Annotated in this window: 21 protein-coding genes; 11 read left to right on the top strand and 10 right to left on the bottom strand. The window is 70.9% G+C overall.

Annotation, left to right across the window (positions count from 1 at the left end):
• The first annotated feature begins 367 nt into the window (after window positions 1–367).
• Genes ACFQ7Q_RS28755 through ACFQ7Q_RS28740 form a run of 4 tightly spaced genes read left to right on the top strand, consistent with a single transcriptional unit; the run spans window position 368 to window position 6,702 of the window.
• Window positions 368–763 carry an SseB family protein gene (locus ACFQ7Q_RS28755; RefSeq protein WP_383560071.1) on the top strand — a complete coding sequence of 132 codons (396 nt, stop codon included), beginning with the start codon at window positions 368–370 and terminating at the stop codon, window positions 761–763.
• The gene (locus ACFQ7Q_RS28750) at window positions 763–1,320 is read left to right on the top strand and encodes a hypothetical protein (RefSeq protein WP_383560069.1); all 558 of its coding nucleotides are present in this window, start codon (window positions 763–765) and stop codon (window positions 1,318–1,320) included. Before ACFQ7Q_RS28755 ends, ACFQ7Q_RS28750 begins: the two co-directional genes overlap by 1 nt.
• Entirely contained in the window at window positions 1,320–5,948 is a 4,629-nt protein-coding gene (locus tag ACFQ7Q_RS28745) for a putative T7SS-secreted protein (protein ID WP_383560067.1), read from the top strand. Before ACFQ7Q_RS28750 ends, ACFQ7Q_RS28745 begins: the two co-directional genes overlap by 1 nt.
• Window positions 5,941–6,702: a hypothetical protein gene (locus ACFQ7Q_RS28740; RefSeq protein WP_383560066.1), complete on the top strand. Its 762-nt coding sequence runs from the start codon at window positions 5,941–5,943 to the stop codon at window positions 6,700–6,702. Before ACFQ7Q_RS28745 ends, ACFQ7Q_RS28740 begins: the two co-directional genes overlap by 8 nt.
• Before the next feature lie 50 nt (window positions 6,703–6,752).
• On the opposite strand, the gene ACFQ7Q_RS28735 is transcribed toward ACFQ7Q_RS28740, so the two are convergent.
• Complete coding sequence (locus ACFQ7Q_RS28735) at window positions 6,753–7,586, bottom strand: hypothetical protein (RefSeq protein WP_383560064.1); 834 nt, start codon at window positions 7,584–7,586, stop codon at window positions 6,753–6,755.
• 155 nt (window positions 7,587–7,741) lie between these two features.
• Here ACFQ7Q_RS28735 and ACFQ7Q_RS28730 point away from each other — a divergent pair, with 155 nt between their 5' ends.
• Window positions 7,742–7,996, top strand: a complete 255-nt coding sequence (locus ACFQ7Q_RS28730; RefSeq protein ID WP_383560062.1) for a hypothetical protein — start codon at window positions 7,742–7,744, stop codon at window positions 7,994–7,996.
• A 65-nt stretch (window positions 7,997–8,061) separates the two neighbouring features.
• Here ACFQ7Q_RS28730 and ACFQ7Q_RS28725 read toward each other — a convergent pair whose 3' ends face one another.
• Genes ACFQ7Q_RS28725 through ACFQ7Q_RS28710 form a run of 4 tightly spaced genes read right to left on the bottom strand, consistent with a single transcriptional unit; the run spans window position 8,062 to window position 10,853 of the window.
• Window positions 8,062–8,400: a DoxX family protein gene (locus ACFQ7Q_RS28725; RefSeq protein WP_383560061.1), complete on the bottom strand. Its 339-nt coding sequence runs from the start codon at window positions 8,398–8,400 to the stop codon at window positions 8,062–8,064.
• A gap of 1 nt (window position 8,401) precedes the next feature.
• A complete protein-coding gene (locus tag ACFQ7Q_RS28720) occupies window positions 8,402–8,788 on the bottom strand; it encodes a hypothetical protein (protein ID WP_383560059.1) in 387 nt (128 codons plus the stop codon).
• Window positions 8,785–9,732: a fumarylacetoacetate hydrolase family protein gene (locus tag ACFQ7Q_RS28715; protein WP_383560057.1), complete on the bottom strand. Its 948-nt coding sequence runs from the start codon at window positions 9,730–9,732 to the stop codon at window positions 8,785–8,787. The genes ACFQ7Q_RS28720 and ACFQ7Q_RS28715 overlap by 4 nt, the downstream gene beginning before the upstream one ends.
• Window positions 9,729–10,853 carry a VOC family protein gene (locus ACFQ7Q_RS28710; protein ID WP_383560056.1) on the bottom strand — a complete coding sequence of 375 codons (1,125 nt, stop codon included), beginning with the start codon at window positions 10,851–10,853 and terminating at the stop codon, window positions 9,729–9,731. The genes ACFQ7Q_RS28715 and ACFQ7Q_RS28710 overlap by 4 nt, the downstream gene beginning before the upstream one ends.
• A gap of 129 nt (window positions 10,854–10,982) precedes the next feature.
• On the opposite strand from ACFQ7Q_RS28710, the gene ACFQ7Q_RS28705 reads away from it, so the two are divergent.
• Entirely contained in the window at window positions 10,983–11,633 is a 651-nt protein-coding gene (locus ACFQ7Q_RS28705; protein WP_383560054.1) for a TetR/AcrR family transcriptional regulator, read from the top strand.
• A gap of 58 nt (window positions 11,634–11,691) precedes the next feature.
• On the opposite strand, the gene ACFQ7Q_RS28700 is transcribed toward ACFQ7Q_RS28705, so the two are convergent.
• Entirely contained in the window at window positions 11,692–12,414 is a 723-nt protein-coding gene (locus tag ACFQ7Q_RS28700) for an IclR family transcriptional regulator (protein WP_383560086.1), read from the bottom strand.
• Window positions 12,415–12,518: 104 nt separating this feature from the next.
• Between ACFQ7Q_RS28700 and ACFQ7Q_RS28695 the strand changes: the two genes are divergently transcribed.
• The 3 genes from ACFQ7Q_RS28695 to dmpG are packed head-to-tail and all read left to right on the top strand — an operon-like array spanning window position 12,519 to window position 15,357.
• On the top strand, window positions 12,519–13,355 hold the full coding sequence (locus ACFQ7Q_RS28695; RefSeq protein WP_383560052.1) for a 2-keto-4-pentenoate hydratase: 837 nt from the start codon (window positions 12,519–12,521) through the stop codon (window positions 13,353–13,355).
• A gap of 53 nt (window positions 13,356–13,408) precedes the next feature.
• A complete protein-coding gene (locus ACFQ7Q_RS28690; RefSeq protein WP_383560084.1) occupies window positions 13,409–14,332 on the top strand; it encodes an acetaldehyde dehydrogenase (acetylating) in 924 nt (307 codons plus the stop codon).
• Window positions 14,329–15,357 (top strand): 4-hydroxy-2-oxovalerate aldolase, encoded by a 1,029-nt coding sequence (dmpG, locus tag ACFQ7Q_RS28685; RefSeq protein WP_383560051.1) that lies wholly within the window; start codon window positions 14,329–14,331, stop codon window positions 15,355–15,357. The genes ACFQ7Q_RS28690 and dmpG overlap by 4 nt, the downstream gene beginning before the upstream one ends.
• Window positions 15,358–15,429: 72 nt before the next feature.
• Here dmpG and ACFQ7Q_RS28680 read toward each other — a convergent pair whose 3' ends face one another.
• From ACFQ7Q_RS28680 to ACFQ7Q_RS28670, 3 genes are read right to left on the bottom strand one after another with little or no spacing between them, the layout of a single operon-like run.
• A complete protein-coding gene (locus ACFQ7Q_RS28680) occupies window positions 15,430–16,437 on the bottom strand; it encodes a VOC family protein (RefSeq protein WP_383560049.1) in 1,008 nt (335 codons plus the stop codon).
• Window positions 16,434–17,297 carry an alpha/beta fold hydrolase gene (locus ACFQ7Q_RS28675; RefSeq protein ID WP_383560047.1) on the bottom strand — a complete coding sequence of 288 codons (864 nt, stop codon included), beginning with the start codon at window positions 17,295–17,297 and terminating at the stop codon, window positions 16,434–16,436. The genes ACFQ7Q_RS28680 and ACFQ7Q_RS28675 overlap by 4 nt, the downstream gene beginning before the upstream one ends.
• An 8-nt stretch (window positions 17,298–17,305) precedes the next feature.
• Window positions 17,306–18,907 carry a bifunctional 3-(3-hydroxy-phenyl)propionate/3-hydroxycinnamic acid hydroxylase gene (locus ACFQ7Q_RS28670; RefSeq protein ID WP_383560045.1) on the bottom strand — a complete coding sequence of 534 codons (1,602 nt, stop codon included), beginning with the start codon at window positions 18,905–18,907 and terminating at the stop codon, window positions 17,306–17,308.
• 125 nt (window positions 18,908–19,032) lie between these two features.
• On the opposite strand from ACFQ7Q_RS28670, the gene ACFQ7Q_RS28665 reads away from it, so the two are divergent.
• The gene (locus ACFQ7Q_RS28665) at window positions 19,033–19,671 is read left to right on the top strand and encodes a TetR/AcrR family transcriptional regulator (protein ID WP_383560044.1); all 639 of its coding nucleotides are present in this window, start codon (window positions 19,033–19,035) and stop codon (window positions 19,669–19,671) included.
• Between the two features lie 74 nt (window positions 19,672–19,745).
• Here ACFQ7Q_RS28665 and ACFQ7Q_RS28660 read toward each other — a convergent pair whose 3' ends face one another.
• Window positions 19,746–20,687, bottom strand: a complete 942-nt coding sequence (locus ACFQ7Q_RS28660) for an amidohydrolase family protein (RefSeq protein ID WP_383560043.1) — start codon at window positions 20,685–20,687, stop codon at window positions 19,746–19,748.
• A 57-nt stretch (window positions 20,688–20,744) separates the two neighbouring features.
• Here ACFQ7Q_RS28660 and ACFQ7Q_RS28655 point away from each other — a divergent pair, with 57 nt between their 5' ends.
• Window positions 20,745–21,224: a MarR family winged helix-turn-helix transcriptional regulator gene (locus ACFQ7Q_RS28655; RefSeq protein ID WP_383560041.1), complete on the top strand. Its 480-nt coding sequence runs from the start codon at window positions 20,745–20,747 to the stop codon at window positions 21,222–21,224.
• Window positions 21,225–21,349: the final 125 nt, after the last annotated feature.

The following is a 21,349-nucleotide window of genomic DNA, read 5'->3' as shown; positions in this document are numbered from 1 at the left end:
CGGCGTCCTCGGTGATGCCGCGCTTGCGGCCGGCTTTGGTCGGCGTCAGCCGGAGGTTCCAGGCGGGCAGCTCGGCGGCCCGCATGGTGGTGGGAGCCGCTCCGAGGACCATCAGGTCGGGTCAGCGCGCCGACCTTGTCCCGCCAGGCTTCGATCGCAGGCGGGTGGTACTCGCGCAGCAGCGAGCGGAGCTGGTTGGCGAGCTGCTGCCGGTTCTCCTCGTCCACCTCCACCGGGTCCGGGCGGCCGACAGACTCTGAGCGGCACCGGTTGCACGGTCGCCGAGCCCACCTGGGCCTGGAGGAACCGTCGAGGGCCCAAGTACCGTCCCCCTGAGGGGCCCTGATCGCACGGAGGGGATGCGTCCATGGAACTGACCGAAGAAATCGCCGCATATCGGGATGGCAGAGGGGAACCGGGACGCCTGGTCGGCGAGTTCCGGCGCGCGGTGCTGCTCGCTCCTTTGGAGGCCGGGGTCGACGGAGGTCTGATGTCCGCGGTCCAGGGCGGTGTCCGCTGGCTGTACGCGTTCACGGACGAGGCGGCGCTCGCCCGCTTCGCTCGGGCGCGTGGGGCCGGGGACCGGGAGTGGGAGTACCTCTCGATCCTCGGCGCACGCCTGGTCGACGCGATCGTCCCGATGGTCGACGGCCCCGCGGGAGTCGCGGTGAACGTGGCCGACGAGAACGGTTCGATGGTGTTCCCGCCGGTCCTCGGCATCGTTCCCGACGCCTGCGCCGTCGACCGTACGGACGCCGCCTGATGGCGGGCAATCCGGACCTGGAGATCTCGCCCGCGGCCGTCGCGGGCATCCAGAAGGGCCTGCGCGCGGCCATCGCGGAGCTGCGCGAATCGTCGGACGCGGCGGGCGCCTCCCAGGGCGCCGGATTCAGCGACCTCTCCATGACCGGCATGGAGACCGGGCACATGGCTCTGGCCACCGACTACGAGGACTTCTGCGAGCGCTGGGAGTGGGGTGTGCGCAGCCTCGTGCAGAACGCGAGCATCCTCGCGCGCGCCCTCGGCATCGCCGCCGGCTCGGTGTGGGAGGAGGACCAGTACATCCAGGGCGCGTTCAAGGTCGTGGCCAACGCCGCGTACGGCAATCCGCATGCGAGCGAGGACGAGATCGAGCAGAAGGCCTGGGGTGACATCTTCCGGGCCGACGTCTACAAGCCCGACTACAGCGCCGAGTCCTTCGAGAAGAGCCGCGAGGACATCAAACAGACCTGGTCGGACACCGGGGACAAGCTGACCTCCACGGGCAAGGTCGGTTCGTTGAAGGACCTGCTGGACCAGGCCGACGGGGGTGACAACTGATGGGCTGGAGGGACTTCGTACCGGACTCGGTGGAGGACTGGGCCGAGGACCGCGCCGAGGACCTCGGCGATGCCGTCGAGTGGACCGGTGACAAGGTCGCCGACCTGGCGGAGGACGTCGGTCTCGACGAGGCGGGCGACTGGATCCGCGACAAGAGCCGCTCCGCCGCGAACCAGCTCGGCGCGGACGTGGCGGAGCTGGAGCTGGGTCAGACCGAGGATCCGAAGAGACTGGTCTACGGCAGCTCGTCCAAGATCCGCGCCCAGGTCTCGCACCTGAGCGACTTCGAGCTCTCGTTCACCCTCGTCGGGAACGGCATCAAGGCCCTGCAGGGCGACGGTCTGAAGGGTGAGTCGGCGGACGCCTTCCGGGAGTCCATAGCGAAGGAGCCGCCGCTCTGGTTCAAGGCGGCCGAGTCCTTCGGCAAGGCCGCCGACGCGATGAACCGGTTCGCGGACACCGTGGAGTGGGCGCAGGGCAGGGCGAAGGAGGCCCTGGAGGAGTACAACAAGGCCAAGAAGGTCTCCCAGGACGCGCGGAACACCTACAACAAGTCGATCGACGACTACAACGACGCGGTCGACGCGAAGAAGGACACGCTGCCGCCGAGGCCGTCCGAGAACTTCACCGACCCCGGCGTCCCGCTGGCCAAGGCCGCCCAGGACAAGCTCGACAACGCGCGCAAGCAGCGCAACGAAGTCGCCGAGACGGCGCGCACGGCGGTCCGCGCGGCCCGGGACGCGGCCCCGCCCAAGCCCTCGTACGCCGAGCAGCTCGCCGACGGCCTGGACTACCTGGAGCTCGCCAAGACCCATCTGACCGGCGGCGTCCTCAAGGGCACGGCCGGCCTCGTCAACTTCGTCCGCTCCGTCAACCCGACGGACCCGTACAACCTGACCCACCCCGCCGAGTACGCGACGAGCCTCAACTCGCTGGCCGCCGGGCTGGTCACCACGGTCAACGACCCGTGGGGCGCGGGCAAGCAGATGCTCGACGACTTCATGAAGGACCCGAGCGAGGGCGTGGGCAAGCTCCTCCCCGAACTCCTCGGTACGAAGGGTCTGGGCGCCGCGGGCAAGGGCGGATCGGCCGCCCGGCGTCTGGACGATCTGGACGGCCCGGGCCGCAAGGAGACGGACAAGCACGGCCCGCACCACGGCGAGCGGTCCGACCCGGACAAGTCCAGTGAGGGCACGGACCCCGTCGACCTCGCCACCGGCCGGATGTACCTCCCGCAGACGGACGTCGTCCTCCCCGGCGCCTTCCCCTTCGCGTTCAAGCGGCGTGCGGAGTCGGGCTATCGGGCGGGCCGCTGGTTCGGCCCGACCTGGTCGTCCACGATCGACCAGCACCTGGAGATCGACGCCAAGGGTGTCGTCCTGGTCTCCGAGGACGGCCTCCTCGTCGGCTATCCGCATCCCGCGCCCGGTGTGCCGGTGCTGCCGGTGTCGGCCTCGGGCCCCCGTCACCCGCTGGAGCGCACCGCCGACGGCGACTGGACACTGACCGATCCTCTGACGGGCGACGTCCGCCGCTTCGCCCCGCCGACGGACGGCGCCGAGAACGGCATCGCGCGGATCGTCCAGCTCGACGCCCTGGGCGGCCACCACGTCACCTTCGAGTACGACGAACACGGCACTCCGCTGGGCATGGTCCACTCCGGCGGCTACGACCTGCGCTTCGAGACCTCCGACGGGCGGATCACCGCCCTGCATCTGACCGGCGGCGGCCGCGTCCTCGCGTACGGCTACACCGACGGGAACCTGACGGAGGTCACCAACTCCTCCGGGCTGCCTCTGCGGTTCACCTATGACGACCGCACCCGCATCACCTCGTGGACCGACACGAACGACCGCCGCTACGAGTACGCCTACGACGATCTCGACCGGTGTATCGCCGAGGGCGGCGAGGCGGGCCACATCGCCCTCACCTTCCGCTACGACGACGCGGACCCGCAGACCGGCCTCCGGGTGACGCGGGTGACCACGGCCGCCGGGCACACCCGCCACTACCTGATCGACGACCGGTACCGGGTGGTGGCCGAGACCGACCCGCTCGGCGCCGTCACCCGGTACGAGTACGACCACCGGGGCCGGCGCACCGCGCACACCGACCCGCTCGGCCACACCACCCGCACCGCCTACGACGACGTCGGCCGCCTGGTCTCCTACGTCCGGCCCGACGGCCGGGAGGCGCGCGCCGAGTACGACGAGCGCGGCCGGCCGGTGAAGGTCGTCGCCGTGGACGGCTCGGTCGTCCGCCAGACCTACGACGAGCGCGGAAACCGCACCTCGGTCAGCCGTCCCGACGGAACGGTCACCCGATTCGGCCACGACGAACGCGGCCACCTCAGCACCGTGACCGACCCCCTGGGAGTGGTCACGCGGGTCCGCACCGACCGGGCGGGGCTGCCGCTCGCGGTCACCGACCGGCTCGGCGCCACCACGACGTACGAGCGGGACGCCTTCGGGCGGGCCACGGCGGTCACCGATCCCCTGGGCGCGGTCACGCGCATGGAGTGGACGGTCGAGGGCAAGCCGCTGCACCGGACGGGTCCGGACGGCGGCCGGCGCTCGTGGACGTACGACGGCGAGGGCAACTGCCTGACCCGTACGGACGGTCCCGAAGGCGCCACCGTCCACTTCGAGTACACCCACTTCGACCTGCTGGCCGCCCGGACCGACGCGGACGGCACGCGGCACGAGTACGCGTACGACGCCGAGTTGCGGCTGACCCAGGTCCGCAACCCGCAGGGCATGACCTGGGAGTACGCCTACGACCCGGCGGGCCGGCTCGTCCAGGAGACCGACTTCGACGGCCGTGCGCTCGACTACGTCTACGACCCGGCGGGCCGGCTCGTCACCCGCACCGACGCCCTCGGGCAGCAGGTCACCTTCGACCGCGATGCCCTGGGGCACACCGTCCGCAAGGACGCGGGCGGCACGGTGACGACGTACGAGTACGACGTGTTCGACCGGCTCGCCGCCGCGGTGCGGGGGGACAGTGTGCTGACCCGGCTGCGCGACCGGGCGGGCAGGCTCGTGCGGGAGACGGTCGACGGCCGCACCCTCACGTACACCTACGACGCCGTGGGCCGCCGCACCGGCCGGACGACGCCGTCGGGGGCGGTCGCCGCGTGGGACTACGACGCCGGGGGCCGCAACGACGCCCTGACGACGTCCGGCCGACGGATCGGCTTCACGCACGACGCGGCGGGCCAGGAGCTCAGTCGCACCTACGGAGACACCGTCACCCTCGACCACGCCTGGGACGAGGCCGGCCGGCTGGTGGAGCAGCGGCTCACGGGCCCCGGGCAGGACGTGGTGCAGCGTCGCGGGTACACCTACCGGTCCGACGGGGTCCTGACCGGGGTCGACGATCTGCTGGCCGGACCGCGCAGCTTCGATCTCGACCCGCGGGGCCGGGTGACGGCGGTGCACGCCGAGAACTGGACCGAGCGCTACGCGTACGACGAGGCGGGCAACCAGACCTCCGCGTCCTGGCCCGGCTCCCATCCCGGAGGCCAGGACGCCACCGGACCGCGCACCTACGAGGGCACCCGGCTGATCGGCGCCGGCCGGGTCCGTCACGAGTACGACGCCCTCGGCCGGGTCGTGCTCCGTCAGAAGGCCCGGCTCTCGCGCAAGCCCGACACCTGGCGCTACGAGTGGGACGCCGAGGACCGCATCACGGCCGTCACCACCCCGGACGGAACGCGCTGGCGGTACACGTACGACCCGTTGGGACGCCGTACGGCCAAGGAGCGGATGGCCGCCGACGGGCTGGAGGTCGCCGAGCGAACGGTCTTCACCTGGGACGGCGGCGTGCTGTGCGAACAGACCAGCGCCTCGGCGGAGGACGACCGGGCGATCGCCGTGACCTGGGACCATCGCGGTCTGCAGCCGCTCGCGCAGACGGAGCGGGTCCTGACGGCCGGCCAGGAGGTGGTGGACGAACGGTTCTACGCCATCGTCACCGACCTGGTGGGCGCGCCCACCGAACTCGTCGACGAGCACGGCGTGCCGGCCTGGCGCAGCCGGTCCACGCTGTGGGGCTCCACCGCCTGGAACCGCGACGCCACGGCGTACACGCCGCTGCGCTTCCCCGGCCAGTACTACGACACCGAATCGGGCCTGCACCACAACTACTTCCGCACGTACGACCCCGAGACCGGCCGTTATCTGAGCCCGGACCCGCTGGGTCTGGCGGCGGCCCCCAACCCGGTGTCGTACGTCGCCAATCCCCAGGGGTCGTGCGACCCCTTCGGGCTGGCCCCCTACTCGGACAGCACCCGGGCGGCGCAGGGCGTCGACCACCAGCTCAACGAGGCGGAGAGCGGCAAGTCGAACCACTATCTGGAGGGCATCGGCGCGGACGAGGTGAAACTGGAGAAGTACCTCCGCGGCCATCTGCAGTCGCCGGCCAACTACGTCGACGACGCGACAGGGGCTCGGATCATCATCGACCGCAGCCTCGACCCGTCCAGGCCGGTGGCCATCATCCGCCAGGACCATATGATCCACGCGTACCACATCGACCCGGAGGACCTCTCCAACTACATCACTCCGCGAGACGGCAAGGACACCGCGAAGTGGCGGACCCCGAAGGACGACGAAGTGAATGAGTAGCCGCAGCGGTACACCCCAGAACCCCGTGCCCGGCCGGCCGGGCTACCGTGCCGAGCCTTCCTACGACCCCGGTCAGAGCCGGGTCTTCCCGGCTCCGGTGCCGCCGGAGCTGCGGGCCCTCGGGGACGAGGTCCGGGCGGTCGACTGGCCGGTGCGGCTGGCCTTCCGTCCTTCCCGGATCGCCCTGCTCGACACCCTCTGCCGCTGGCAGACGTCGCGCGCGCTGGGCTACGTCCAGCTGCTGGCCTCCCGCACGGCGGACGAGCGACTGCCGGCCGACCTGAGGGTGGTGCCGGGTCCCGAGTCGGCCGGCGACCCGGGGCTGCCCGAGCTGCCGGCGCGGCTGGAGCGGGCCGCCGTGGACCTCCCGGCGGAGCTGCTGGACGTGGTCGTCTGCGACAGCGGCGGCCTGCTCGCGGACAACCGTTTCGCGGCATCGGTGCTGGCCGCCGGGCTCACCGCCGATTCCCGGCCGGGAGATCCGGACGAGGCGGTCTCCCGTGCCGTGGTACTCACCAGCTACTGGTACGAGGTTCCCGAGCTGCGCGGGGCGCTGGCCCTCGCGTGGAGCGCGAACCAGTTCGTCCGCGCGTGGCTCGGGTGGTCGCAGCGGTTCCTGTACGGCGACCCGGCGGGCGGCATCGGCATCGCCGCCGACCCCCGCCCACCCCGCCCCACGGCCTCCGCCCTCCCGGACTGGGCGTCCCCGCTGCTGGAGCGCATCGCGCAGGGGGACAGCGGATCGACTCCATGACCCGAACGGCGGTGGGGCACTGAGGTCGACGCGTCTCATCTGGGCGTGGCTCAGGGCAGGCTGTCGAACTTGCCGAGGAAGGCGCCGACCACCGCCGCGAGGGCCCCGCCGGCGAGAACGAGGCCGATACCGAGGGTGAGACCGACCAGGATGGCGTCCCGGATCCGGCGGCCCCGCGACTGCAACGGAAGTACGCGGCCGGGGTCGCGTGGGTCGTACGCCACCTCGATGCTCCAGGTCGGGATGGAGTGCCGCACGGTGCGGACCACGCCGCCCTGATCCGTGTACACGTACCGGCCGGGCTCGTCCTGAAGCCGGACGGCGGCCGTCCGGACGCCGTGCTTCCGCAGATACCACTCCTCGACCGGTTGGTAGGCGAAGAACGCGCCGAGGGCGAGGATCGGTATCCCGAAGAAGCTGAGGGGGATGATGAAGATCATGGCGGCTGGGCTTCCCATGAGGCCCACGAGCACGCATGAGCCGATGGCCGCCAAGGTCGAGACGAGCGCGCCGCGCTTCATCCCGCGAAGCCAGTTCCGGTAACTCGGCTGGTACAGGCGCTCGCCCGAGACGAGGTCCGCGCCGTCGATCGCCTCCGTCCCCTCGTCCCGCCTTGGCAGAGCCGCGTTCACGGCGTCGGCGAAGGCGACGGCGGCGTCGGCGTCCACCACGTCCCAGACCCGGTGGACGTGCGTCCTGTCCGTGGTCGGAGCGACGGTCAGCTCGATCGTGACGGTCTGCCCCTCGGCGAGTACACGGCTGATGGCTTCCAACGGGATGCGCGCCTGCTCGTGCGGACGGCGCACGATCAGCGCGTCGTTCTCCACGAGCACGACGGTCTTCCCGCCGGCGTGGAGAACAGGTATGGGAGAAGTGATCGACATGTGCGTGATGGTAGGTGCGGAGATCGGCGCGCGGGAGCTTTCGGGTGCGCGGGCTTGACGCCTTCTCTCTGAGCGGCGCACCGAGTTGCCGTCCGGGACGGTCGGGGCGAGATGGCTCGGCGTGCCGGGAAGCGTGTCCCCGGTGTCCTGGCCGAATGCGAGAATACGGGTCCTGGCCGAAGCGTGCGACGTACACGACCGAGGCCGGCGGCAAGTGTGAGATCGCGCGGATGGTCTACGGCCTGGAGCTGCCGGGGCCCGAGTCGGTGAACTGGACCCTCGGCCGGCTCATCCTGTGGAGCAACGACCTCCTGCTCGACCTCGCCGGCGAGGGCTTCGCCAACCGCCAGCACGCCGCCGCGTTCCTGTGGTGGGCCAAGGATCGGCTCGGAGGCCGACGCGCGGCTTGACCCGGCCCGCGACACGCACCGCCTGCGCCTCCCCCTGGCGGCCGTCGGGTCGTACGAGGACCAGGTCACGTTCGTGGAAGGCGCAGGCACACCAAGGCGGCCGAGACGATCGCCGGCACCAGCGCGGGCAGCCGGTCTCCGGCGCGCAGGTGCGAAACGGCCGCGCCGACGAGCAGGAGCAGGAAGCCGGTCGCGGCTGCGACACCCACGCCGGTGAACGACCATCCGGCGAACAGGCCCACGACGCCGGCGATTTCGAGTGCTCCGATGACGCGGTATCCGCCGACGGTGAAGCCCACGTGGGCGGCTCGCTCGGCCATCGCGGCCGTCCCGAGAAGCTTTCCGGTGGCCGGCAGGGTGAACCAGAGCGCCAGGGCCGAGGTGAGGATGACGAGAGCAGTCATCTCAGCCGTCCTCCTTGGTCCGTGTGACGATGCGGCAGGACACGGCGAAGTCGGCCACGCGGTGTTCCACTTCGGCGGCGACCGACGTCCGGGGCCGCAGGGTGACGGTGGCGGTCACCGTCCCCGATTCGGCGTCGGTGGCGATCTCTTCGATGCCGTCGATGTCCGCGAGGACATCAGCCAGTACACGGCGGGTGGCGTCGGCGCGGAGCGGAAGCTTGTACGGCTTTCCGACGGCGGTGACGGGGAGCGTGTCGAGGACGTGTACGGCCTTGGGGGCGGCGGCTGCTTCGCTCACGTGCACGGCGGCCCAGGCGAGGAGGTCCCCCTCGCCGACCGTGGCGTCGGAGAGGGTCACGTACCTTGCCGTGTCGGTCCTTGTGGTCACGCGTACCTCACCGTGTTCCGCTGTGTGCCGAGATCGATGGCGCCGTCGGGCGTGCGAATGGAGAGCTCCACGACATCCCCGTCGTGGAGGTACCGCTGGTTCTTCTCCTGGGACTTGAAGAACGCCTTCCACTTCGCCGCCGGCGGCAGGAGCGCGGCGATGATCTCCACCAACTTGGGCGGCGCCTTGAGAGCCGTGCCGCCGGGCGTGCCGGTGAGGACGAGGTCGCCTGGGGCGAGGGCCTGGAAGCGGGACAGTTCCCGGAGGGCCTGCAGCGGGTTGTAGATCATGTCCGTCAGGTCGCTGTTCTGGCGGATCTCGCCGTTGACCTTGAGGACGAGCCTCAGCTCCGACAGGCGGTCGAGTTCGTCGTGGTCGAGCAGGACGAGGGCAGGACCGACGGGGGTGAAGGTCGGGTAGGACTTCGCCTCGTAGAACTGGGTCTTGGGCAGTTGTACGTCGCGCGCCGAGACGTCGTTGGTGATGACCAGTCCGGCGACATGGTCCTTCCAGCCGGCCGGGGTCACCGTGGTGCCGACCGGGAGGGGGCGTCCGACGACGAGGCCGAGTTCGATCTCGTAGTCGAGGAACCGCACGTGGTCCGGTTTGACGATCTCGTCGAACGGGCCGCTGAGGGAGCCCGAGGTCTTGCGGAAGAACGTCAGGGGGACGGATGCCGGGTCCATCCCGGAGTCGCGCACGTGGGAGACGTAGTTGGTCATCTGCGCGACCACTCGGCACGGTGCCGTGACCGGGGAGACCAGGGCGAGCGTACTGATGTCGCGCGTCTCAGCGGCGGACGCATGCGAGCGGGCCCGGTGCACGGAGCTCACGTCGGCGAGCATTTCGGCGGTCGAGGTCGCGGTGGTGTCGACCTGGGCGGCGAGGTGCTCGTCGAGCGCGACCCACCAGGCCTCGGAGGTACGGAGGACGGTGGTGCTCATGAGGTAGCCACTTTCAGCAGGCCGCGCAGGCGGTCGAGGTCGAATTCGTTGTCGTGGGATCGCAGGGCGGTGAGAATCGACCGCAGCTCGGCCAGCGACTCGCGTCCGGGCGCGATGCCCAGGAAGTCCTTGGTGGCCGGAGGCCCCCACTGGGCGAGCCCGGAGGCGGTCATGGGCGCCCAGCCGGGCTCCAGGCCGGAGTCGAACATGTCGCTGTCGGTGAAGTGCTCGACGAGAAAGCCGTCGGGGTCCCGCCAGTAGTCGAAGATCTGGCTGCCCTGGATGTGCCGACCGATACCCCAGGAGCGCTTGTAGCCCTCGTCGAGGAGGTACGCGCCGCCGGCGGCCAGTGCGTCGAGGTCGGCCACCTCGTACGCCGAGTGCACGTACCGGTCGGAGGGCCCCAGCGTCAGGGCCAGGGTGTGGTGGTCGGTCGGCGTCGGACCGCGGTCGCAGCGGATGAAGCTCATGGTGGGGCCCCGCTCGCGCTGCCCTTCGTAGTACAGGAAATCGCTGACGATCAGGCCGAGGTGCCGTAGATACCAGTCGAGCGTCCGCCGGTAGGCGGTCGACTGCAGGACGACGTGCCCGAGCCGCCGCACGCCCGCCGGCTCCCGGGGCGGCCGTTGGGTGCCGTTGATCCGGTCGATGCCACCGGCGAGGTTGAGCCGCTGGGCCGATTGCGCGGCCAGGGCCGGCAGTTCTTCCGTACCGGCGACGACCCGCACCGGCAGTCCACCGGGGTCGGCCAGGTCGACCACCGAGCCGCCCAGAGTCTCGGGCAACGGCCGCACGCGTGCGCCGGTGGCATCGGCGAGTCGCAGGAGATCGCGGGCGTCGGCCGCCCGGAAGGCCGGGCCGAGGAACCTCGTCCCGCGTCCCTTGCGAATGATCACGCACGGCGCGCCGGCCTGAGTGCCGCGCAGGTGCAGCTCACGGCCGTCGCGGTACGACGTGACGAAGCCGAACGCCCTGCCGAACACTTCGGCACGGTCCAGATCGGGCTTGGAGAACTCCAGCCACGCGATGTCGTGCACCTTGATCACCGGGTTCGCCGCGCGCCCCGGATGCTCCCCGCGCAGTGCGCCCCGCTCGGAATGCAGGTCGCTGTGAACAGCCACGGTCACCACCTCCTGAAGGAATCGTCACTTCCGAAGGTGACGTCAGTCAATAGGACTGAAGAATTCTTCAGAAACTGGAACTGATGATATCGTCAGGACTGAATCGAGTACGGGCGAGAAGGAGGCACGGTGGCCGAGAAGACGGCACCCAACCGCACCGACCTGCGACGGCAGAGGACGCGCGCCTCCCTCGTCGGCGCGGCTCAGCAACTCCTGGCCGAGGGGCGGACCGATGTCGCGGTCCTGGAGATCACCGACCTGGCCAACGTCGGGGTCGGGACGTTCTACAACCACTTCGACAGCAAGGAGGACCTCTTCCGCGCCGCGGTCGAGGATGCGCTGGAGTGGTTCGGCGACCTCATGGACCGCCTCACCGCGGACATCGACGACCCCGCGGTCGCGTACGCCCAGAGCTTCCGCATGACCGGCCGCCTGCACCGCCGCCACCCGCAGCTCAGTCATGTCCTCCTGCGCCACGGGCTCGAAGTGGCCTACTCCGAGCGCGGGTTGGCCCCTCGCGCGAAGCGGGACATCCGTACGGCGGCGGCCGCCGGACGATTCGAGGTCGAGGACCTGGACCTCGCCCTGGCGATGACGGTCAGCGCCCAACTGGCCCTGGGCTCACTGCTGCACGCGCAGCCCGACCGGGACGACGCGAGGTCCTCGGACCTGATCGTCCGCGGCCTGCTGCGCCACTTCGGCATGACCGCCGAAGAGGCGGCGCGCATCTGCTCGCTCGAACTGCCGGACCTCGACCTGATGGACACGGTCTCCCCCTGAGCGCCGTCCCGACGCGCACACCTCCGCGCGCGGGCCGGGCCGGCCGACAGCGTCTCGGTCAGCGGCCGCCCCTCAGCACGCGCGACAGGCCGAGCGCCGCGGTGCGTACGGCCGGGGCCAGTTGGGCGGGGCGGAAGCGCTCGAGTGGTACGGCGACCGACAGCGCGGCGACCGTGGTGCCGCCGGCGAAGACGGGAGCCGCGATGCAGCTCACTCCGAGCACGGCCTCCTGCTCCTCGTAGGCGAGGCCGGAGACCCGGATCTTCTCCAGGGCCATGCGCAGGCGCGCCGGGTCGGCGATCGAGTGGGGGGTGAGGCTGGGCAGCGGCCGGGACAGCACCTCCTCGGTCAGCTCGTCACCGGAGAAGGCCAGCAGCGCCTTCCCGACGCCCGTACAGCTGAGCGGCAGGCTGCCGCCGATGCGGGAGGGCAGCCGCAGGGCCTCGTGGCCGTGGATGCGTTCGAGGTAGACCACCTCCAGGCCCTCACGGATGCCCAGATGGACGGTCTCACGCGTGGCCTCGAACAGGTCCTGGAGGAAGGGCAGGGCCGTCTCCCTCAGGTCGAGGCGGTGCGGAACGAGCGAGCCGAGCTCGAAGAGCTTCGCTCCGAGCCGGTACCGGGGGCCCGAGCGCTCGAGCCAGCCCAGACCGACCAGGTCCGCCGCCAGGCGATGCACCGTCGGCTTGGGCAGGCCCGTGCGCTCCGAAAGTTCCGACAGGCGGTACGGGCCGCCGTCCGGACTGAAGCTTTCGAGGATGAGCGCGGCCTTCTCCAGCATGCTGCCGCCCGGGTTGTTCCGTGTCACGGAACAATATTTGTCCCTCTCGGCAGACCCTGTCTATATCGGTGGCACCCCCGCTCCTTCCCTCCCTGGAGGTACCCATGTCGACCGATCCCGACAGCGCCCGTCCGGACGCCGATCCACCGGACGTGGTCGAGGCCGCCGACCTGCTGGCTGAGGCCGCCCGTACCGGTGCCGCCTGTCCCCCGGTGCGGACGCTGTTCGAAGGAGGCGGCGATCTGGAGACCGCGTACGCCGTGCAGCAGCTGAACGTCCGGCGCGGCCTGGACGCCGGCCGGCGGCTCGTCGGCCGCAAGATCGGCCTGACCTCCGTGGCCGTGCAGCGGCAACTCGGTGTCGACCAGCCCGACTTCGGGACGCTCTTCGCGGACATGGCCGTCCCGGACGGCGGCGAGGTGCCCGCCGGACGGCTGCTCCAGCCGAAGGTGGAGGCGGAGGTCGCGCTCGTACTGGGTCGCGATCTGCCGCACCGGCGGTGCACCGTTGTGGACGTGCTGCGCGCGGTCGACTTCGCGCTACCGGCCCTGGAGATCGTCGACAGCCGCATCGCCGGCTGGGACATCTCCCTCGTCGACACGGTCGCCGACAACGCCTCCTGCGGCCTGTACGTCCTCGGCACCACCCCCGTACCTCTCGCCGACGTCGATCTGCGCACCGTGACGATGACCATGACCCGGAACGGCGAGACCGTCTCCGAGGGCACGGGCGCCGACTGCCTGGGCAGCCCTCTCAACGCGGCCGCCTGGCTGGCATCGGCCCTCGCCGAGCGCGGTGACCCACTGCGCGCCGGTGATCTCGTCCTCACCGGGGCCCTGGGCCCGATGGCCCCCGCCGCCCCCGGCGACCTGTTCGAGACGCACATCCCGGACCTGGGCTCCGTACGGGTCGGGTTCGCCATGGAAGGGGACCAGCGGTGAGCAGCAGGACGAAGGTGGCCGTCATCGGCTCCGGCAACATCGGCACCGACCTCATGATCAAGCTCCTCCGCCTGTCGGACAGTCTGGAGATCGCCGCGATGGCCGGGATCGACCCGGACTCCGACGGTCTGGCCCGCGCCCGACGGCTGAAGGTCGCCACCACCCACGAGGGCGTGGAAGGACTCACCCGGCTGGACGAGTTCACCGACGTCGAGATCGTCTTCGACGCCACCTCGGCAGGCGCCCACCGCCACCATGACGAGGTGCTGCGCCCGCTGGGTCGCACCCTCGTCGACCTCACCCCGGCGGCCATCGGCCCGTACGTCGTCCCGCCCGTCAACGGCGACGCCCATCTCGACGCCCCGAACGTCAACATGGTCACCTGCGGCGGCCAGGCCACGATCCCGATCGTCGCCGCGATCGACTCCGTCTCGCCCGTGCACTACGGCGAGATCGTCGCCTCCATCGCCTCCCGTTCCGCCGGCCCCGGCACCCGCGCCAACATCGACGAGTTCACCGAGACCACCTCCTCCGCCATCGAGCGGGTCGGCGGGGCGGCGAAGGGCAAGGCGATCATCGTCCTCAACCCGGCCGAACCCCCGCTGATCATGCGGGACACCGTGCACTGTCTGGTCTCCGAGTGCGCGACCGAGGCGGTGACCGCGTCGGTCGAGGAGATGGTCGGGCGCGTCCAGGCCTACGTCCCGGGCTACCGGCTCAAGCAGAAGGTGCAGTACGAGAGGGTGGCGGCCGACGACCCCCTGCGTGACCTCGCGCCCGGCGCCGGCGAGGCCCTCAAGGTCTCCGTCCTCCTGGAGGTCGAGGGCGCCGCACACTACCTCCCGGCCTACGCCGGAAACCTCGACATCATGACCTCGGCCGCACTGCGCACCGCGGAGCGCATGGCCGCCCTCCCCCACCCTCGGCTTCGCTCGAGCGGGGGAACCCCCATCGCCACGGAGGTGGCCTCCCGATGACCCGTCCCCCTCGCCTGTACGTCCAGGACGTCACCCTGCGGGACGGCATGCATGCCGTCCGCCACCGCTACACCGTCACCCAGGCACGCGCCATCGCCGCCGCTCTCGACAGCGCCGGCGTGGCCGCCATCGAGATCGCCCACGGCGACGGCCTGGCCGGCTCCAGCATCAACTACGGCATCGGCGCCCACACCGACTGGGAGTGGATCGAGGCCGTCACCGACGTCACCGTCGGCGCCGTACCCACCACGCTCCTCCTGCCCGGCATCGGCACGCTGCACGAACTCCGGCAGGCTCACCGCCTGGGCATCCGCTCGGTACGCGTCGCCACCCACTGCACCGAGGCCGACATCTCCGCCCAGCACATCGCCGCCGCCCGTGAACTGGGCATGGACGTCGCCGGCTTCCTGATGATGTCCCACATGGCCGAACCGGCCGAACTCGCCCGCCAGGCCCAGCTCATGGAGTCCTACGGCGCCACCTGCGTCTATGTCACCGACTCCGGCGGCCGCCTCACCATGGACGACGTCGGCGAACGCTTCCGCGCCTACCGCGACGTGCTGAAGCCGGAGACGGAGATGGGCATCCACGCCCACCACAACCTCGCCCTCGGCGTCGCCAACAGCGTCGTGGCCGTCGAGAGCGGAGCCGTACGCGTCGACGCCTCCCTCGCCGGACAGGGCGCCGGTGCCGGCAACTGCCCGCTGGAGGCGTTCATCGCCGTCGCGGAGCTGAGCGGCTGGGAGCACGGGTGCGACCTGTTCCCGCTCATGGACGCGGCCGACGACCTCGTACGACCGCTCCAGGACCGCGAGGTGCGGGTGGATCGCGAGACCCTGAGCCTCGGCTATGCCGGTGTGTACTCCAGCTTCCTGCGCCACGCCGAGACCGCAGCCGCCCGGTACGGCCTGGACACCCGCGCCATCCTGGTCGAGGTCGGCCGGCGCGGGATGGTCGGCGGCCAGGAGGACATGATCACCGACATCGCGCTCGACCTGGTGGCCCGTGCCGAGAGCACGTCCTGACCCGTCGTGAACAGCCCTGAGCCCCGGCCGCGTCGGCCGGGGCTCACCTGTGTGAAGGCCGTCTCGGAGCTTTCAGTCGTCGGCGATGCCGGCGCCGCTGAGAGCCGGGACGGTCTTCTCCGGGCGGGCCAAGGACAGGGCGCCGAGCCGGAACTGATCGAGCTTGTCGAGGATGGTCCGGCCGACGGGCTTGTGCCCCCAGACGCTGATGCCCTGGTGGGTGCTGGGCTCCCAGGTGCTCTCGTCGACGACGAGGGGGTTCCAGCCGACCTCCCACTCGAAGCCGGAGGGAGTGCGGGCGTAGTACGAGAGTTCCTTGTCGTTGGTGTGCTGCCCCACCGACAAGGCCATGTCGAAGCCGAGTTCGTGCACCCGCTGATAGCTCCGGGCGAGGTCGTCGAGACTCTCGGCCTGGATGTTGAGGTGCTGGACGCGCGTGCGGACCGGATCGATCGGCAGACCCTGGACGGCCGCGATGGCGATGGAGTGGTGTCGCTCGTTGACGCGCAGGAAGCGGATCTTGAGCTTGATTCCGCTGATCGTCTCGTCGATGTAGTCGGTCAGACGAGCGTCGAAGACGGTGTTGAAGTAGCCGCGCATCAGGGTGGGCTTCGCCGAGGTGATGGCGACGTGTCCCATGCCCGCGTCACCGGTGACGAAGCCTGAGGCCGCCATCCGCAGCGGCTCGGCCGAGGTCACCGGGGTGGTGTGGATCTCCTGGGTGATGCCCTTCGGGCCGGGGAAGCGGAGGAGGCGTTCGACACCGCGCAGGGCCGCCTCCTCGTCGGAGCCCCGCGCGACGGGGACGCCATGGGTACGGAGGCGGGCCTCGATCTGCTCGAAGGAGGCGTGGTCGTCGACGTGCCAGCCGATCGCCACGACGTCCTCGGCGGGACCCCGTCGCAGCAGGAACCGGCACTCGTGGTCGTCGAGACGGAAGCGCATCACGTCGCGGGAGACGTCGTCGTGGTGCATGCCGATGGCGTCGGCGCCGAACCGCCGCCAGTCGGCGAAGCGGTCGGTCTCGATGACGATGTAGCCGAGGTGGACGGCGCCGAAGACGGAAGGAGTGGTGTTCATCGCCGACCTGCCAGGAAGTCGGCGCAGAGCCGGTTGAAGAGGTCGGCACGCTCCCACTGCACCCAGTGGCCGGTGTTGGCGACCTCGTACAGGTCGCAGTCGGGCATGCGCTCGGCCAGCATGCGGCCGCCGGAGGGCCGGTTGACCTTGTCCGCGGCACCCCAGAGCACCAGGGTCGGCACGGCCAGCCGGTTCAGGCGCCTGTCGCGCGTGAAGTCCATCTTCCAGACGGTGCGCAGGCCCTTCGGGCGCCTCAGCGGGGGGTCCGCGACGACCTCCGGGTCGATGCTGTCCCGGTAGCGCGAGTCGATGACGGAGTCGGGCACCTGGGCGGCGTTGAAGACGAGGTGGTCGCGGATGAACTTCTCCAGCTTCGGTCGCGTGGGCCCTTCCCCGGTGTAGTAGTTCAGCAGGGAGTTCAGGCCCGGTGTGGGCAGGGCGCGGGTGGTGCCGATGCCGCCGGGACCCATGAGGACCATGCGGTCGACCCGGTCGGGTGTGTCGAGGGCGAGGCGCAGGGCGCAGGCTCCGCCGTACGAGTTGCCGACGAAGTGGGCCCTTTCCAGGCCGAGTCGGTCGAGCATGCCGCGGATGCCGTCGGCGAGAGCCCCGAAGGGATCGGTCATGTCGATGCCCTTGCTGCTGCGGCCGTAGCCGGGCAGGTCGGGCACGATGACGCGGTAATTCTTGGCCAACTCGGCGATGTTGCGGCTGTAGTTGGAGACACCGGAGGCTCCGGGACCGCCGCCGTGGAGCAGAACCACGGGCGTCCCCTCTCCGATCTCCGCGACGAAGATAGTCTTCCCGCCGACGTCGAGCAGGTGCTCCCGCATCCGAGGCACTTCGGTGTGCGTGTTCATGGGGTTCCTCACGGTGCGGTGGTCGTGGTCGGGTGCGGTGCCGGAGTGAACCCGGATGGAGGCGGCGGCAGTTGGGTCCCGGCGGGCGCGGCGGCGTAGACGTAGGCGTCCGGCCGCAGGGCGACGGTGGCCGCACCGTGTTCGGCCAGCCAGGGCACCAGGACGCCGTCGCTGTCGACGACCGCGCCCTCGGCCGGCCGGGACCCGACCGGCAGGACAGCGAGCGACGGAACGCCCGGGCGTTCCCACGCGGGCTGAGGTGTGGGCAGCCCGAGGTGCAGGAGCAGCCAGCGGCCGTCGAGTGCGTCGTCGAGGCGGACCCGGGCCCCGTCGGGGGCGGTCACCCAGGGTTGCGGAATCTGGTGGCCGGACGCCTTGGTGCGCGGTCGGGCCTGGAAGCCGTCGGCGTAGTGGGCGACGGGTATCCAGTTCGAGTCCTGCATCCAGCCGCCGAAGCCGGGCAAGCGGCTCAGGAGGGGCGCCACGGTGTCGCGGACCCGGGTGACCGCCCGCCGCCGTTCGGTGATGACCCGCCCGACGAACACCGCCCGCTTCGTCACCTCCTTGACGTGCGGCTTGCGCTCGGACTCGTAGGAGTCCAGGAGCGATTCGGGCAGTTCGCCGCGGAGCACCGCGTCCAGCTTCCAGCACAGGTTGGCCGCGTCCCGTACGCCGGCGGCCATGCCCTGACCGATCCACGGCGGCATGGCGTGGGCGGCGTCACCGGCCAGGAAGACCCGGCCCACCCGGAAGCGGGCGGCGAAGCGGACGTGGTGACTGTAGACCGTGGCGCGCAGGATCCTGATCTGGTCCCGGCCGATCCCGTACCGGGCCACCATCGCGTGGATCGCGTCGTCGGTGGTCAGCTGCTTCTCGTCGTCCCCGGGCAGGATGGGGAACTCCCAGCGGTGGTGGCCGAGCGGGGTCGGGCAGTCCACGGCCGGCCGGGCCGGGTCGCAGCGGAAGCGCAGGCGGTCGTGGTCCGGCCAGGGCCTGAGCATCTCGGTGTCGATGACCACCCAGCGGTCCTCGTACGTCTTGCCCTCATAGCCCACGTTCAGCTGGGCCCGGGTGAGGCTTGAGCCGCCGTCGGCCGCGATCACGTAGGCGGCCCGCAGGCGCCGTACCGAGTCGTCGACGGTCGAGACGGCCGTCAGTTCCACGCCGTCGTCGTCCTGCCGCAGCCGGAGGCACTCGTGCCGCAGCAGGAGCTCCACGTTCGGGAAGCGGTCGACGCCGTCGCGCAGGACCTGTTCCAGTGCCGGCTGATAGATGAACATCTGCGGCGGATGGCCGTGCCCGCGCGGAGTCGGGACCGCGCTGATGAACGTACGCCCCTTGGCGTCCACGAAGTCCAGCGGGCGCTCGGCGAGCATGTCCTGCTTCAGCCGGTCGGCGAGGCCGATCCGCTGCCAGATCCGTACGACCTCCTCGTCGGTGGATATCGCTCGGGCCCGGGAGTAGATCTCCGCGTCCCGCTCCAGCACGACCACCCTGAGGCCCATCGCCCCCAGGAGGTTCGCCGCCGTGACGCCCGTCGGCCCGTAGCCGATCACCGCCACGTCGTACGCGTCGTCGTCGGCTCTGTCCTCGGCCCTGACTTCGCTCACCAGGCCCACCTCACTGTCGTCCCTGTCGCGGCTCTTGCTGTAGCGGTCATTCCAATTGGAATGACCGCTACGGTAAGCTGGATGTCGGGATAGGGTCAAGGGTCGGGACAGGGAGGACACATCCGATGCCCAGTGCACAGACGCCGCGCAAGAAGCGGGCGAACGGGGTGGAGTCGCGGCAGCGCATCCTCGACGCCACGGTCGAGATCGCCGGCGAACGCGGGTACGAGGGCACGTCCATCGCGGCGGTCAGCGCCAAGTGCGGGCTCCCCGCCAGTTCGATCTACTGGCACTTCAAGGACAAGGACGACCTGATCGCCGCGGTCATCGAGCGCAGCTTCGAGACCTGGCTCGCGGCCGTCGAGCTACCGGGCGAAGCGACCGGCACTCCTCTGGAGCGGGTCACGGCCATGGCGGCGAACGTCGCGAAGTCCCTGGTGGACGCGCCGGACTTCCTCCGGCTCGGCCTGATGCTCGCCCTGGAACGGCGCCCCACCGAGCCCCGAGGCCGCACGGTCTTCCTCCAGGTCCGCGACATCACCCGGCGGAGGATCAGCGACATGATCGTGACCCTCTTCCCCGGCCTGGACGACGAGGCCGTACGCGTGCTCAGCGTGTACGCCGTCGCGGGCGCCGACGGCCTGTTCATTCAGCGGGAGATCGCCGGCGACAGCGTCGACCTGGTCGCGATGGCCGAGATGCACGCGCGACTCCTCCACGACGCGGCGGTCCGCATGGCGACCGAAGCCGAAACACGCTCCTGAACGCCCGGCAGCGCGCCCGCGGTTGTCCGTGAGGTCGGCCCCACCGCGGCGCACCGCCCCCCTTCCGCCCCCGATCACGCCCCGGCGAGCCGAGGGAAGAGCACCTCCGCGCTGCCACGGTTGATCGCGTCCAGCCGGCCGGGCTCGAAGCCCTCGTAGCCTTCGAGCAGGGCGTCGAGGAGATCTCCGCTCTCCTGCGGGACGAAGGGGAAGTCGCTGCCGTAGAGGATGTGCCCGGGTGCGGCGAAGGCCAGCAGGGAGGGCAGGGCGGACGGCGTGGTGGACAGCGCGGTGTCGAAGTAGAAGCGCTGCAGGTCGGCCAGGATGCCCATGGGCGTGGTGCCGGGGTTGAACGGGGCGCCGCCGGTGAACCGCCAGGCCGCATAGGGCAGGAAGCCACCGGCGTGGGAGAGGATCACCTTCATCCGGGTGTGCCGGCTCATCACGCCGTTGAGCGTCATGTGCACCGCTGTGCGCGTGGTGTCGTACGGGAAGTCCAGCAGCGGGCCGGGCATGCCCTCCAGCATGGGGAGCGGCGGCGCGTCCGGATGGATGAAGACCACCGCCGCGCGGGCGTCGAGTTCGGCCCACAGCGGCTCGAACTCCTTGTCGCCCAGATAGCGGCCCTGGACGTTCGACATGAGCACCACGCCGTCGGCATGCAACTCGTCGAGCGCATGGGCGGCTTCGGCGAGCGCGCCCTCGACGTCCGGCAGCGGGAGGCTCGCGAAGAACCCGAAGCGGTCGGGCCGGTCCTTGGCCAGCTCCGCGCTGTACTCGTTGACACCGCGGGCGATCGCACGGGCCTCGGCGTCGTCGCCGAAGTGGATGCCCGGCGAGCTGACGGAGAGGATGCCGGTCGCGATCGACCGGCGGTCCATCGTCTCGATCGCGCTCGCCGCGTCCCAGGCGGGAGTGGGCCAGCCGGCGGCCGTGACGCCGTGGCGGTCCATCACGTCCCGGTACGCCGACGGGATCAGGTGCTGGTGGACGTCGATACGGAAAGGAGAGCCCATTTCCACTCGCCTCCTAAACTTTAGGTGGCTAATCATTACTCCAGTAAGCTACCGCTCATGAGCAACCACGGCAATGGGCAATCGGTCTCGACGGACGACGACGCGAGCGCGGAGGAGATCGCCCGGGCGGCCGACGCGCTCTTCGTCGCCATGCGACGGGCCCGTTCGGCGGGTGCCGAGCAGATCGGCGGCCTCTCCCTCGCCCAGGTCGCACTGCTCGAACCCCTGGCGAGCGAAGCGGACCTGCCGGTGGGTCGACTGGCCGGCGACGCGGATGTCAGCGTCCCCACCGCCACCCGCATGCTGCAGCAGCTGGAGGCGAAGGGGATCGTCGTACGGCGCCGGTCCCCCGAGGACGAGCGACGGGTCCTCGTGAGCCTCACCGAAGAGGGAGCCGAGCGACTCACCCTGCTCCGGACCCGGCTCAGGGAGCGCCAGACCCGCGCGTACGAGGCGTTCACACCGACCGAGCGCGTCCTGCTCGTCACCCTCGTGCGGCGCCTGACCGAACTCGTCGCGGCCCCCGAAGCCGACTGACGCGATCGCCCCCTCGCCGCGCCCCCGGACCGTCACGCGGCCCACGGACGGCTGCCGCCGCGGGTCCGGGCGAGTCACCTCGCCCGCGGGCGACTCCCGGGAAGCCACCCGACACACAGCCGCCC

It is taken from the genome of Streptomyces sp. NPDC056527, from assembly GCF_042794475.1.
Lineage (GTDB): Bacteria > Actinomycetota > Actinomycetes > Streptomycetales > Streptomycetaceae > Streptomyces.
The sequence above is the reverse complement of the archived record's forward strand: the minus strand, read 5'-3'. Positions and strand labels throughout refer to the sequence as shown.